Below are 12,322 nucleotides of genomic sequence, written 5' to 3' on the forward strand. Positions count from 1 at the left end.
TTACCTCACATTACGTATGAAATTGTGTATTTAAGGTCGGCTGATCCCCACGTCGCCATTTCGTCATCGCGCTGATAGTCATAGCCCTGGGCAGACATGGTTTCGATTAAGGGGGTAAGGCCGGGGAGTGCGTTGAGCCGGGGGTAGATTTTGCTTTCCATCCAGGTATCGAGCGCAGTATCCGTTTCGCTCGCTTTCAGGAACACTTCAATATGAAGCGTGGCGCGCCAGATATCTTCGTCTATGGATTCCTCTGTGGACTGAGCATCGGTGATATAGACGGCGATAGCCGGGAGATCTTCGGCCTCGAGTACAGCAGGGCGGCCATCAGACCACGTTATAGGGTCAGTAATGCCCGCTTTCAGGGCATCCAGCACCGCCCGGCGGATCAGGGGATGTTTCATTTAGTCAGAATTATCCTCAGTTGGTTGCGTAAAGCTGCCGAAAGCTCTTTCGGGAGATCCGTTGTCGTCAGGCGGGTACTTTCCTGCTTGAATGCCTCAGTAAGCGGGGCCGCCAGAGGAATGCTCACCACCTCGAGCGGGTAGCGGCTTTTGGTGGTCCGCCGCAACACGTGCCAGCGCCCGTTTTTAAGTTGCTGGATGAATCCGCCCGGGAAGCGAAACCGTCCGATGACAAGAACACTTCGGACGCCAGCCGTATCACGCTTACGCCTGGAAAGCCGCACGCTCGCCACACCCAGTTTTATCGCTGGCAGGTTGCCGCGGTTCACCCGGATAGTCGCCTGCGGCTTACGAACAGTAGCCTTCTTCAGGCGTGCACGCTGATTGACGAGTTTCCGCTGCACCCGGGTGTCCTTCGCAACCTGGCGGGTGCTGCGGGAGATGGCCCGTGTGGCCACACGGTTCACCGCCTGAGAGGATGCCCGCGGCACGGCAGTTTTGCTGATGCTTTCCAGGTTAGCGATCGCCTGTTCGAGCCCTTTAATGGACATAGAACCTCCGTTACTCAATCCAGATCTGTGGCTTACCGTTGAACAGCTGTTTGCGGGTAACGATGTAATCCCGTCCCTTCCAGTGGATGGCATCGCCTTTGCGCGGGGACACTGCCAGGGAGAACACCACCAGTGACAGGCCATCCCCTACCACCGCCCCCATCTCAGCGACAAACTGGCTCTCAACCGCATCAAAACTGACACCGTTGATCGTGACCTTATCCGCCATCAGGTTGACGGTGGCCGCGTCCATACGGGCCACCATTGTGTCGAAGGGGTTAGCCATTCAGCCTGACCAGTACGGAAGTAGCGTTAGCCCCTGCGGCCTGCCAGGCTTTCCCGGCCGCCGTCGCCCCGGTAGAATCCAGCTGTACTTTCCCGCTTTTGAAGTAAACGGCTTTTCCCTGGGCGATATCATCAGCCGCCAGTTTCGGCAACTGGACGACGCCACTGGTGAGGCCTGTACCGGTTTCGCCGACGGCAATATCAGCGATAGCGATCGCCAGCACATCACCCACGGCAACTGGCGTGCCGCTGGCGATCACCGCCGAACCTGAGTTGGTCAAATCAATGGTGTGACCATCCTGTACGTAATTCTTCATGAGCTCTCCATATGGCCCCTGCCAGGGCCATGTTGCAGATATAAAAAAAGCCCTTACGGGCCGGTTCAATGTCGGGGTGATTACTTACCGGATGATTTCGCCAGACCGCGATAATCCAGCGGCGCCACACCAGCATCGATGCGGACTTTCGTCGCAACACCGTCAGTGGTGAAACCTTCCTGCTGGTCGATGTACGGGGCATCAATGCCATTGAGGTACGCCACTTCGATGGTATCGGTGCCCTGTGCGGCCGCCAGATACCAGGCCGCCGGGTCGGCATCATCGAGACGCGCTTCTGCGATCACTTCGGCAAAGTTCTGCAGCGGGTTCACAACGCCGGCATTGATATCAGCCCCTTTCACGCTTGCTGACTTAATGGTCTGGCTGGCTAATGTTTCCAGACCCACCGGAACCAGCATGTAGGCCGGGCGAATGTTCAGGGCGCGTTCACCCTCTTTCTGCTTGCGCATGTTCTGGCGGGCTTTATCAAGGCTGTCTACGCTGATGGCGCCAGATGAAAGGTTGCCATGGTCAGCATGGAAGAGCGTTTTACCATCTGACAGTTTCCCGTTACCGGTCAGCACCGCATAGACCAGGTCACCAATTGTGGCTTTTGCAGCGCGCCCCATCTTCATCGGAACGTCAGTCAGCTGGTTCAGGTCATCGTTGATGATGGCCTGACGGGTAACGGAGAAAATCTCGCCGTAAGTGGCCAGCGCGATGGTTTCACCCTTATCCTGCGTGGTGATGTACTTATATTCAGCCCCCTCACGCACCTGACGCAGGGACGGGAAGCCACCCATGCCGACGCGATGCGCCGTTTTAAAGTCGGACAGCTGGCCTTTTTTGGTCCAGAGCTCGAAGGTCTCAGCCGCTTCTTCCCAGCCCTGCAGCAGTGCCTTGTTGGCGACATCGAGCAGGATATTGCCGAAATCAGAGGTGCTGTGCGTCAGCGCAAAACCGACCATCTGCATCGGGTTGTAACTGGAAACCCCGATGCCGCGCTCAGTCAGGGACATGCGGGCGTATTCGCGCAGCGTCATACCGTTATAGACGTTGTCACGCTCAACATTTTCATAGCCGGCACGCGCCATCAGCGCCTGGCGGATCCCGTCGCCGACAAAGTTACCGTTCCCGGCGTGAACATGTGGCTGGTTGGTTTTGTTGGAAGGCGTGGCGGTTTTACCCAGCTCAGCCAGCAGCAGGTCTTTTGCCTGTTCTACCGAACAATCTGGATCAGCAACGCACTTGTTTTGCAGTTCCATGTGCTTGTTGCCGAACATGGCAAAGAGATCACTGATGCCATTCACACGGGCTTTTTGCTCTGCCAGAACCTGAGCGCGAATTTCGCTCTCATTAATTGCAGGAGCAGCTGGCGGCTGTTGGTTAACTGGTTCGCGCTGGGCGGAGTTGCGCGGCGGGGTGATCATGTTACGAATGCTGTTTGGCATCTTTTCAAATTCCTCAATACGTTTCGAATGGATACAGGCCATTGCCTGCAGTGAAGGTGTCACCTGGTCAGCAAAACCCAGCTCGACACACTCGTTGCCGTTCATCCAGGTTTCATCCTCCAGCATTGCCGCAATTTCTTCAGGGCTTTTGCCAGTCTTTTGCGCGTAGGCCGGGATCAGCACCGACTCCACTTTGTCGAGCAGGTCGGCATAGTCGCGCATGTCATCAGCGTCACCGCCAGCAAAACCCCAGGGTTTGTGGATCATCATCATGGTGTTTTCCGGCATGATCACCGGGTTTCCTACCATGGCGATTACTGATGCCATTGAGGCAGCCAGACCGTCGATATAAACGGTGATCGCCGCGCCGTGGAATTTCAGGGCATTAAAAATGGCGATACCGTCAAAGACATCGCCACCAGGGGAGTTGATATGCAGTTTGATATGGGTGACGTCGCCCAGCGCCTTAAGGTTTGCGACGAACTGCTTCGCCGTTACTCCCCAGTAGCCGATCTCGTCGTAGATATAGATCTCAGCTTCGTTTTCGGAACTGGCCTGCATACGGAACCAGCTATTTTTTGCCTGGGCCTTTGGGCGATTCTTTACCCGGTTTTGTTTCCTCGACACTGGTGTCTCCTTTGTCGTTTGCCGGGTCTGTATCGAACACCAGCCCCTGTTTATGGTTTTCATCGATTTCCGCCTTACGGCGGCGTTTCACGTCATCCGGATTTGCGCCGCGGGCGCGCACCCATTCACTTTCGGTTGCCGCACCACCCCGGAGCAGAATTTTCCAGGCGTTCGCCTCTTTGACCGGGTCAATCCATGGCATAACGGGGCCGGAGAACACGGCGCTGTATAGCGTGGCTTTATCCACATTTGGCGGGATCGTGATCTCGCCTGAAGCAATCGCCATCTTGAGCCAGGCCCGGTACATCGGCCGGGTGATCGCCGCGATGAATGCGTCCTGCAGGATGAAATAGCCTTCGGTTGACTCCACGAGCTCCTGGCGCTGTGCGCTGTATGTCCCGTCGTAATTACGGGCGATACTGGAGAAGCTACCGCGCGATCCGGCGGCCACAGCACGGAGCTGCCCGTTGCGGAAAGTTTCGAGGTTAGGGTTGGGTCGGTCCGATTTGATCATCCCGATATCTTCACCGGGACGGAGATCGTCAAACAGCATACCGGGTTCAATGTTCAATTCCCGTGAGCCCTGCGCGCTGTCTTCCGGATACGACTGACCATCACCTTTCTTGATGAACATGCCCAGCGCCGCAGCGATGCGGGCAGCGGTCAGCTCGGCGTCTTCGTATTCCTTCAACGCCGAAAGACGCATCAGCACCCCGGCAAGCAGCGAATTGCCCCGGATTTGATGCAGGCGCCGCATGAATTTCAGGTGAAGCATGTTCTCCGCCTGAATATCCTTTGTGTCACCCTGGCGCATGCCTTCCGCTGGCAGGTTTTTGTAGACCATGTATCTGGTCGGACGGCCCCAGTCGTTGAGGTAAATTCCCTGGCATAACTTTTGCCCCGGCTCTGTCCGCTCCATCGGCACAAAGTCGGGTTCCAGCGCTTCAATCCAGAACGGAATTTCCGCCACAGACGACAGACCATTACCGGTGCCACTGACCAGCTGCGCGAACACCTCACCGTCCCGTAACCAGGTCCGGCACATCAGACGCTCAAGCACTGGCCGGGTAAACTGGCCGGTAACATCCGGAGAAACGGACCATTCCGCCCATTTGGCACGGATCTGCTTGGCAACGTCAGCGGCTATCTCGCCGTTTTTCATCAGTGGCTGAGGCTCAACGATGATGCCTTTCGCCCCCACGATGCGCTCTTCGAGCTTATCAAGGATGCCGATCACCAGATCGTGGTTACAGTCGAGCCACCGGGCCTGCTCGCGCAGTGAGCGCCCGCCAAATTGCGTCAGCTGATTCGCTGAGCGGTTCTCACGTTTTGCCCGGTGCGTCCGGGTAGGAATAACAGCCTCGTATGCCTGGATCATCAGGCGCGACTTCAGACGCTCTGCTTTCCAGCCCGGGGAAAACACGCCTATCAGATTATCCAGGGCGCTCATCGCGGGAACCTCGCCAGTTTAAAGGAGCCACCCCTGCCCGTTGCGGCAGCCACAGCAGCAGCCTCTTTTCGTTCCCACTCCTGACGGCCTTTCCGTATTTCGCTCAGGTTCTCCATAGTCATCTGCTGACCGTTAAACGTTATGGACTTGCCCTGCAGGATCGCCATTTCCGCTTCGGTATAGCGTCTGACCATGTCCTGAATATCATTGAGATTCACACCCAGCCTCCTGATGATGATGACCATGCCGATTCACGGGCTGGTTTCGTAGCCTTAGGCTCTGATACTGACGGTTTTGCAACCGGCGGCGGCGCCACTGCAGGCGCGTCTGGCGATGGCTCAACCACCAGATAACTCTCCCGGCGCGCCCACTCAGGGGCATCAGGCCACTTAATCTTTTCGTAACCATGAAGAATGACCAGGGCATGTGCGTAAACCATAAGGTCAAACGCTTCGTTTGCCCCCTTACCAGGCTTCGTCCATTTACCATCAGCTGATCGCTCCTCATAGGTCAGTTCGTCGTAAAACCACCCTCCCAGCCAGTCAGGGAAATGCACGTAGTTCGGCCCCGGCACATCGCGCCATAGCGCGTTGTTGATCCGGTCTTTCAGTGCGTTGGTCTGGAGAAGGTAGAGAGGGACATCACCGGCCGCCTTCGCGCGCCGTGCAGAACGCCCGGTGTTATCCGGGTAGGTTTTGGTAATCAGCTTCGCCCGGGTCTGGCTGTCACCCTTGAAAAGCCAGACTTTGCGCTGCAGACCGTCACGGCGACAGCGCCGCCAGAACTCATAGGCGTTGTCGGTAACACCATCCTCCCCGCCGGAGTCGACGGCTATTGCCAGCAGACCCATTCGCTTGCCTGGTTCACCATCAAGCGCCCAGGTTTTCTCCAGCACATCGGTGCGCAAAAGATCCCAGTCCTCCGGATAGCTGGCAGGATCGATGTGGTAGCTTTCGCCGTCAGGCGTGGTGCGCATCGACTGCATGATGTTGTACCGGTCAACCACCCACCGCTCGCCGTGGGCGCCGTAGCCAACAACCTGCACCACAAACCGCCGGTTTTTACCGCCCTGAACATCGACGGTCGCCACCAGGAAGTTGACGCCAGCAGGCACGCGCCGACGCTCAACCGGTTCGGCGCGCTGCTGCAGTTCGTCACCTTTGCGTTGCTCAATGCTGGAACGCGGGAGATACGGTAGCCCCCAGTCGGTGTTGATAACCGTCTTCAGCGTTTCTTCGCTGCCGGTCGCCTCGTACTCCTGTTCAGCGGTCAGCAGTTTATAAACCAGCTGTGCCCAGGTCTGATATGCAGCTGCCGGGCCTTCCATCCAGAACGACGCGATTCGCGACCGTCGTCCGGCGCCCGTTATTGTTCCGCTGCTGTCGATCTGCTGCTCCTCACGCAGCCAGACACCTTTCATATTCAGGGCGCGTTTCTGGTCAGCAGTGATCACCCCGGAGCAGGAAGGGCAATGTATACAGGCCGCTTCGCTGGCTTTTACCGGATCGCTGATTTCCCGGTAACCGGTCATCGCCGTCATCTCAGGCTGGAAATACTCACCGCAATGAGGACAAGGCCAGTACCAGCGGCGGCGGTCGCCGCGGTTGTACAGAGAAAGAATACCGGTTGTCGGCGGGGCTTCATGCGCCGAGCTCCGGCGCCACTTCGTATCGCGGATGTCCCGGCCTGGTGAACTCTCTACCAGCGTCATGCCGGACGACATAAACGTAGTAGTACGTTTGGAGGCCAGAGAGAATGCATCCCCTTCCCCGTCTATGTCCTCTGGAAAGCGGTCGTAATCAGTAAGGGCGACGCACTTGTAATCCGACGAGGACATGATATTGACCGACGGCCAGCCTATTTTGAGATAGTTACCCGCCCTAAAGGTCCTGTCATAAACGTTGTTATCGTTCCTGCGGGGGCTCAGGCGGGTTGCCACTTCCGGACTGCAACGGAACGTGCGATCCAGTCGTTTCTTCGAGTGCTCGCGGGCCTTTTCCTCTGTCATCTGAATAATCAGCATGTCAGACGGGTCGCAGACCACGTTATAAACCACCCACCCGTCAATCAGGCCTATAGTCTTACCTGTTCGCGCCGGGCCGACAAACACCACTGCGTCATACTCGCGCGACGCCAGGCAGTTCATTGGCTCAAGTACATACGGAGCCAGGTTCGGATCCCAGGGAACGGAGTTACCGGCGCCCATTGGCACGCGCATAAATTTACTGACTGCATCGGCCACCAGCATGCGGCGTGGGGCACGAAGTATTCCAGGGATATCCTTGCGGATCCCCCGGGCAGATGCCCGCTTCGCCATCAGTCCTCCTCTGGCTCGTCCTCCTCCGGTTCTGCGTCCAGAACGCGCTGCGCAATCTGGTCGCGAAGGTCATCAATAACACTCTGTACCCGGCTGATAGCCGAGGGGCTCATGGCGCAGTCACGCTCCAGAATGTCCGGCAACGTTTCCAGCACCTGCACCACAGCTTTTGCCATGACAGAAAATTCACGGGCCACCTCATCAGCCGGGATTAGCTGGCCGGTATCCTGCTCGAATTTGAGCCGCTCGTTTTCCGCTTTCCAGTGGGCGAGCCTGTCCGAGGGCGTCATATCTTCGGCGCTGGACGCGACGACGGGCGCCATCAGCTCGGTCAGCACATCGGTGATGAGATAGAGTTTGAGTTTGTTGTTACTGCCCAGCGCAGGCTCGAGTTGCTTAAGCCTGGCGGCAACGGTCTGGCGATGAACGCCGGTGATCCCTGCCAGCTGATTAATGTTCAGCTTCAGGGTGGAGAGTTCCTGGTCCATGATGGTGAACACTTTTTGAACGATTCGACATCATTGCAAAACGGCACTGTTAAAAATCATACAGTTATGCACATGATGATGATGACCCTGGATCACGAAAACTAGCCGTTTTCCGCGTGCCCGCCGCCTCGTGGCAGGCCACCCCTCCGGGAGGACCCATTCAAATGAGAATGATTATTACTTTAATTTATTAAGGGCTGGACTGACGACGGTGAACAGCTTGAGCGGTCGCATTACCCTCTCAGAATCCAAGCCTGACACGGCCTTCAGCGTCGTTAGGGTTAGTCGTGATCCATGCAGTACCAGCCAGGACGTTATCATCCGTACCGTCTTTCGCGCTGCTGGTGAGCTTGCCATCCTTCGTCAGCCACAGGCGGGCACCACGCTGCCAGGTTTCAGCTGCCACCTTTGGTAATACAAACACCCCGGTCATCATCAGAACGCCATCACTGTCGACAGCAATATCATGCTGAGCAATACCAGTAATCGCACCCACAATAACCGGCTGGCCCGAAACCACTGCTTTTGTGGTCCCTTTATGCCAGTCCATCGTATTGCCATCCTGATAGTAGTTCTTTGCCATTTTGATCACCTTTTAAAGCGCTAAAAAAGCCCCGACTAAGCGAGGCTGTGTTTTATCCCCTAGAGGGTATATTTGCGATTTATCCCCTATAGCCATTACGATGGGTCTGCCCATGGTGATGGCGCCTGAGGAAATTCTTAATGACCCACGCTTACGCTTGTTGTTAGGCGCTTCAGTGCCAGACTGTACAGGACTCTGATGCGGAGAATGCCAACTCCGGGGAAACATCAATAAAAAGAGAAATGAAACTGAGACTCCTGCAGCCCTCAAATGAGGGCTTTTTTTGACCATTCGGTCATTAACCGCTTCGCTTATGAGATATGTCCTATAACCACCTACGGTTAGCAATCACATAATAAATCCGTAACGAATATGCACTTGCATGCCCTCACGAGCAGACCGGATTTCCTGCCCATGAGGGTTTTATTTTATGAATACCGATTTGATTGTGATAAATGCATAAAAAATAATGAACAATCACTGGTGTAATTAATTTTAATTGTCCTTATCTGATATATGCAAAAAAACATACCCCTGCCTGAATTAATTACCGAAGCTTAATAATTGCCGCCTCATTGATTAATATTCTTATTATCAACCGCTAAAGCTTTACCTTTAATATTTACCACACTAAAAGCATGGTTTATATTTTGTATGCCATTAACAAAAGGATGTTATCCATGCTTAAAAATGTAAATCTAAAGGTTATATGTCCATATTGCGGCAGTCCGTTTCTGACGATGCCCAATGACTTTGACTTTGATTTTGAAACTAATTTTGCTGACGTCAGTTGTGTCGAGTGTGGTCGAGAAATTAATAAGGACGATGTTGTTCAGCAAGATATAGCGGAAACAAGAAAACGTGATGATGAAACCATGAAGGCCATTTTTAAGGGAACCATGTGGGACCGTAAATAACTCTTAATTTATCTGTCTTACCCATAACTTGCTGGCGACCACTGTAAGTGGTAGTGGCGCCTTTTAAACCAGCCGATTAAATCCTCGTAACCTTCGCTTGTCGCTTTCTATCACGCACCATGGTCCCATTATCAAGCCCACCCGCAGATGAGCTTTGGAATGGCTACTTCTGGCAGTTCGCTTGCCACGCTTTGTTGTGCGCCAGGATGTCTTTCTTCGTCTGCCGGTCCAGCGCATCAATGTCAGGATCCGTAAGGTAGATTGGCTTTACCCAGTCACACGCAGTATCAACCACCACTGGGGCGCTTCCACGAGTCATGCAGCTCGCGATCAACATCGTCATCAGGCATATGGTTAACAGTCTGCTGTACATTGCTGGCCTCTTTCGTTGCTTCTACCCTGCGTTCTGCTGCTGCGACCGTTGCCGCGGCGTTATCTTCGGTACGCTGCTGATCAGCTTTTGCTTCCGCTTCGCTGGTGCCGCGTGAATGGCCTAATCCAAATGCGCCAGCGATAGCAGCGATCACCGTTGCAGCCAGCCCGATAATCATTTCGATACCCATTGTGACCTCACACCAGCACGGATTTTGCCAGGTTGAACAGGGTGCGCCGTTTATCCAGGCCGTTACGTCCGCCATTGATGATCAGCGTGACGCGCTCTACATCGCCCGAATAAAGCAGGCAGCCGTGGGACACGTAAAACCATGCTGCTGTTCGCGCGGCATAGACATCCTGCTCCAGCAGCTCGGGGTGAGTTACCAGATCCAGCTTCAGCGCCTGACCGCAGTTACGGTAGTTGCTGAGGCCTGTGATCTGCTTCAGACCGCGGCCCCGGTATTTCCAGCCGTCACCAGCCACCTGATTTCCCAGGTTCTTTCTACCCCACTCTCCGCCATAGACCAGATTTGCGATCGCTTTCTGGTTAGCTGGCTGCGTGGCCGTTCTGCCGAGGGCGGCAGCCTGTTGCGCTGTAATGCGGTGCTTACCGAACACTGACACCAGACTGTCTGCCGCATAGTTCAGGTTTTCCACCAGCCGGGCAAAGCCACCGGACTCATGGCCCATCTGAGCGATCAACATGGCCTGATCGAGCGGCGCGGTAATGCCGAACTCTTTCATAGCTGCGTTGATATGCGAATACCAGCGCGCAGCCATCCCGGCGCTGAGGTTAGCCGCCTTCTGAAATTGTGTTTGGTTCATTATTGCCTCAGATGATCAACCAGCCGCGCAACGTTGCCTCTGACGGCCACAAGCACGGAAAGGAAAATGACGTTGGCACCAATGGTGGCCCACGATGAATGAGGATATATGCCGCACAGATAGGCTAACGGCACCGCGCTGTACGTGACAGTAATCAACCACGCCAGGCGGGAAACCCACGGTCGATGTCGTGAATCACCCCGGCGGTAAAACATTAGAGTCAGCACTACGCCGGCGCAGAGTAGCGCGTTGATAGTTGCTGTAGGGTCATTTAGAACCACCAGAACCTCCCCGGCGCGTTATCAGCGCCACCAGCGAGCCGACATCCTGGTTATTCAGGAACGTCAGGATTTTGACGGCTAATGCAGAAACGATAACGGCACCAATGGCGTCCAGGGGTTTGTCGCTGTAACCGGTCAAGTTAGCCAGCTTCGACCCGACTAAGCCAGAGCACAGAATGCCAGCGATATAGGACACGATAAAATAAGCAAGTCGGCGTGCTGCGCCGAGGTCTGCGGCTGTGGCGATGTAGAATACAGCCCCTGCAAACGCGCCAAAAACCACACCGTAATCGGTCCCGGTCAACAGTCCATAAACGCTGGCACCCGCCAGAGTGCCACCGGCTAACCCCGTGCCGGAAATTGGATCGGACATTGGTCCCCCTCAGTGCTATGGTTCCTCTCAATATGAGGGGAGTAAGGCCGCCAAGCGCATCAGATTTAAAATTGAAACTCAGATATGGTGATCTCAATTGCATGGCGATAAAATAAACGGTCCACTATCGAATGGAGCGATTCATGATTTTTCTTCGAACAGAAAATGGCAGCGAAAAAGTTGGTGACTGGGCGTTAATCACTTCTAGACCAAACTTTGTAGCCAAAATAGCAAAAGGCGATCATCAGTTTGAGGAGATTATTGGTTACTATCAATTTAAGGAAGAAATCCACTGTAGTTTAACTGGATGTAACCAGCCACACCAGATGGGTTACATCGTCAAAACCTCAAGCGGTATAGAAACCAACATCGGCAACAAATGTGGAAAAAACGAATTTGGAGTTGAGTTCGGCGAAAACGTTCTTAGCTTCAATAAATTCATGCAACTTGAAACGAACCGGGAAATTATTAGTATCGCAAAAGAAAAGTGTGATACCTGGCAAAAAAATATAGAAGCGCTACGAGGCCTCAAACCCACTATTGATTATCTGTCTTTTGCTATCGAAAAGAGTAAAAACTCCAATTTTTCTGGCAGGCTTGGAGCCGCAGAAATCCGCCTTTTAGAAAAAACGCAGACTGGCGTTGTGACTCTTTCTGAAGTTGAAACAGATAAGAAGACCAGGACCATTCTTTTTGCGATGAATAAACATATGCGTGAATCGGGTGAGGCTACGAGTGAATACGACATGGGGAAAGTATCATTCAGCCACGTACTGTTACCTGAGAATAATATTCGCAACTTATTTGTATCAATAAATGAAGATCTAAAAAAAATTCGCGCCATTGGTCTATCAACAGCGCCAAGCCCTGAGATTGCTGAAGTTGCAAGAATCGCCGACACAATTGAAGAACGAATCAAGCAACTAAAAAACCTAAAACATCAAGTCAGCAAGTTCTTAACTAAAAAGAACCTAATGCCTATAGCCAATAAAATAAAATACTCTACGACAGCAGAAGAAATTGAGTTTCAAAACTTTTTGGACTTTTTAAATTGGCTTAAATAATGAAAAAGCCCCGA

At 53.8% G+C, this 12,322-nt stretch carries 16 protein-coding genes; 2 read left to right on the forward strand and 14 right to left on the reverse strand.

Translation table 11 applies throughout. The features are described 5' to 3' along the window. Nucleotides 1-5 precede the first annotated feature (5 nt). The 10 genes from gpU to FHN83_RS02070 form a co-directional block, all read right to left on the reverse strand. Nucleotides 6-404 (reverse strand): phage tail terminator protein, encoded by a 399-nt coding sequence (gpU, locus tag FHN83_RS02025; RefSeq protein ID WP_139563101.1) that lies wholly within the window; start codon nucleotides 402-404, stop codon nucleotides 6-8. After that, on the reverse strand, nucleotides 401-955 hold the full coding sequence (locus FHN83_RS02030; protein WP_139563102.1) for a phage tail protein: 555 nt from the start codon (nucleotides 953-955) through the stop codon (nucleotides 401-403). Before FHN83_RS02030 ends, gpU begins: the two co-directional genes overlap by 4 nt. A 10-nt stretch (nucleotides 956-965) precedes the next feature. Beyond that, on the reverse strand, nucleotides 966-1,241 hold the full coding sequence (locus FHN83_RS02035; protein ID WP_139563103.1) for an ATP-binding protein: 276 nt from the start codon (nucleotides 1,239-1,241) through the stop codon (nucleotides 966-968). Beyond that, complete coding sequence (locus FHN83_RS02040) at nucleotides 1,234-1,557, reverse strand: DUF2190 family protein (RefSeq protein WP_139563104.1); 324 nt, start codon at nucleotides 1,555-1,557, stop codon at nucleotides 1,234-1,236. The genes FHN83_RS02035 and FHN83_RS02040 overlap by 8 nt, the downstream gene beginning before the upstream one ends. 80 nt (nucleotides 1,558-1,637) lie before the next feature. Continuing rightward, complete coding sequence (locus tag FHN83_RS02045) at nucleotides 1,638-3,569, reverse strand: ClpP-like prohead protease/major capsid protein fusion protein (RefSeq protein ID WP_419146427.1); 1,932 nt, start codon at nucleotides 3,567-3,569, stop codon at nucleotides 1,638-1,640. 10 nt (nucleotides 3,570-3,579) lie between these two features. Next, the gene (locus tag FHN83_RS02050) at nucleotides 3,580-5,085 is read right to left on the reverse strand and encodes a phage portal protein (protein ID WP_139563106.1); all 1,506 of its coding nucleotides are present in this window, start codon (nucleotides 5,083-5,085) and stop codon (nucleotides 3,580-3,582) included. Then, nucleotides 5,082-5,303: a hypothetical protein gene (locus tag FHN83_RS02055; RefSeq protein ID WP_139563107.1), complete on the reverse strand. Its 222-nt coding sequence runs from the start codon at nucleotides 5,301-5,303 to the stop codon at nucleotides 5,082-5,084. The genes FHN83_RS02050 and FHN83_RS02055 overlap by 4 nt, the downstream gene beginning before the upstream one ends. Beyond that, on the reverse strand, nucleotides 5,300-7,402 hold the full coding sequence (locus tag FHN83_RS02060) for a phage terminase large subunit family protein (RefSeq protein ID WP_139563108.1): 2,103 nt from the start codon (nucleotides 7,400-7,402) through the stop codon (nucleotides 5,300-5,302). Before FHN83_RS02060 ends, FHN83_RS02055 begins: the two co-directional genes overlap by 4 nt. Then, entirely contained in the window at nucleotides 7,402-7,890 is a 489-nt protein-coding gene (locus FHN83_RS02065; RefSeq protein ID WP_097455171.1) for a DUF1441 family protein, read from the reverse strand. The genes FHN83_RS02060 and FHN83_RS02065 overlap by 1 nt, the downstream gene beginning before the upstream one ends. Nucleotides 7,891-8,131: 241 nt before the next feature. Then, a complete protein-coding gene (locus FHN83_RS02070; protein ID WP_139563109.1) occupies nucleotides 8,132-8,473 on the reverse strand; it encodes a DUF2190 family protein in 342 nt (113 codons plus the stop codon). Between the two features lie 680 nt (nucleotides 8,474-9,153). Between FHN83_RS02070 and FHN83_RS02075 the strand changes: the two genes are divergently transcribed. Then, nucleotides 9,154-9,390, forward strand: a complete 237-nt coding sequence (locus tag FHN83_RS02075) for an ECs_2282 family putative zinc-binding protein (RefSeq protein WP_139563110.1) — start codon at nucleotides 9,154-9,156, stop codon at nucleotides 9,388-9,390. 287 nt (nucleotides 9,391-9,677) lie between these two features. Here the strand turns inward: FHN83_RS02075 and FHN83_RS02085 are convergent, their stop codons facing one another. Genes FHN83_RS02085 through FHN83_RS02100 form a run of 4 tightly spaced genes read right to left on the reverse strand, consistent with a single transcriptional unit; the run spans nucleotide 9,678 to nucleotide 11,244 of the window. Continuing rightward, entirely contained in the window at nucleotides 9,678-9,953 is a 276-nt protein-coding gene (locus FHN83_RS02085) for a hypothetical protein (RefSeq protein WP_139563112.1), read from the reverse strand. Nucleotides 9,954-9,960: 7 nt separating this feature from the next. After that, a complete protein-coding gene (locus tag FHN83_RS02090) occupies nucleotides 9,961-10,590 on the reverse strand; it encodes a glycoside hydrolase family 19 protein (RefSeq protein WP_139563113.1) in 630 nt (209 codons plus the stop codon). Continuing rightward, entirely contained in the window at nucleotides 10,590-10,871 is a 282-nt protein-coding gene (locus tag FHN83_RS02095; protein WP_126125766.1) for a phage holin family protein, read from the reverse strand. Before FHN83_RS02095 ends, FHN83_RS02090 begins: the two co-directional genes overlap by 1 nt. Next, nucleotides 10,858-11,244 carry a phage holin family protein gene (locus tag FHN83_RS02100; protein ID WP_063136051.1) on the reverse strand — a complete coding sequence of 129 codons (387 nt, stop codon included), beginning with the start codon at nucleotides 11,242-11,244 and terminating at the stop codon, nucleotides 10,858-10,860. The genes FHN83_RS02095 and FHN83_RS02100 overlap by 14 nt, the downstream gene beginning before the upstream one ends. Before the next feature lie 143 nt (nucleotides 11,245-11,387). Here FHN83_RS02100 and FHN83_RS02105 point away from each other — a divergent pair, with 143 nt between their 5' ends. Continuing rightward, nucleotides 11,388-12,308 carry a hypothetical protein gene (locus FHN83_RS02105; protein ID WP_139563114.1) on the forward strand — a complete coding sequence of 307 codons (921 nt, stop codon included), beginning with the start codon at nucleotides 11,388-11,390 and terminating at the stop codon, nucleotides 12,306-12,308. Nucleotides 12,309-12,322 lie beyond the last annotated feature (14 nt).

It is taken from the genome of Leclercia adecarboxylata, from assembly GCF_006171285.1.
GTDB classification, from domain to species: domain Bacteria; phylum Pseudomonadota; class Gammaproteobacteria; order Enterobacterales; family Enterobacteriaceae; genus Enterobacter; species Enterobacter barmai.

What these genes read in the sequence shown, in the direction of transcription:
- FHN83_RS02030 (WP_139563102.1), bottom strand. Translation starts at nt 955, where the DNA reads ATGTCCATTAAAGGGCTCGAACAGGCGATCGCTAACCTGGAAAGCATC.
- FHN83_RS02100 (WP_063136051.1), bottom strand. Translation starts at nt 11,244, where the DNA reads ATGTCCGATCCAATTTCCGGCACGGGGTTAGCCGGTGGCACTCTGGCG.
- gpU (WP_139563101.1), bottom strand. Translation starts at nt 404, where the DNA reads ATGAAACATCCCCTGATCCGCCGGGCGGTGCTGGATGCCCTGAAAGCG.
- FHN83_RS02045 (WP_419146427.1), bottom strand. Translation starts at nt 3,569, where the DNA reads ATGCAGGCCAGTTCCGAAAACGAAGCTGAGATCTATATCTACGACGAG.
- FHN83_RS02090 (WP_139563113.1), bottom strand. Translation starts at nt 10,590, where the DNA reads ATGAACCAAACACAATTTCAGAAGGCGGCTAACCTCAGCGCCGGGATG.
- FHN83_RS02070 (WP_139563109.1), bottom strand. Translation starts at nt 8,473, where the DNA reads ATGGCAAAGAACTACTATCAGGATGGCAATACGATGGACTGGCATAAA.
- FHN83_RS02060 (WP_139563108.1), bottom strand. Translation starts at nt 7,402, where the DNA reads ATGGCGAAGCGGGCATCTGCCCGGGGGATCCGCAAGGATATCCCTGGA.
- FHN83_RS02085 (WP_139563112.1), bottom strand. Translation starts at nt 9,953, where the DNA reads ATGGGTATCGAAATGATTATCGGGCTGGCTGCAACGGTGATCGCTGCT.
- FHN83_RS02035 (WP_139563103.1), bottom strand. Translation starts at nt 1,241, where the DNA reads ATGGCTAACCCCTTCGACACAATGGTGGCCCGTATGGACGCGGCCACC.
- FHN83_RS02075 (WP_139563110.1), top strand. Translation starts at nt 9,154, where the DNA reads ATGCTTAAAAATGTAAATCTAAAGGTTATATGTCCATATTGCGGCAGT.
- FHN83_RS02040 (WP_139563104.1), bottom strand. Translation starts at nt 1,557, where the DNA reads ATGAAGAATTACGTACAGGATGGTCACACCATTGATTTGACCAACTCA.
- FHN83_RS02050 (WP_139563106.1), bottom strand. Translation starts at nt 5,085, where the DNA reads ATGAGCGCCCTGGATAATCTGATAGGCGTGTTTTCCCCGGGCTGGAAA.
- FHN83_RS02105 (WP_139563114.1), top strand. Translation starts at nt 11,388, where the DNA reads ATGATTTTTCTTCGAACAGAAAATGGCAGCGAAAAAGTTGGTGACTGG.
- FHN83_RS02065 (WP_097455171.1), bottom strand. Translation starts at nt 7,890, where the DNA reads ATGGACCAGGAACTCTCCACCCTGAAGCTGAACATTAATCAGCTGGCA.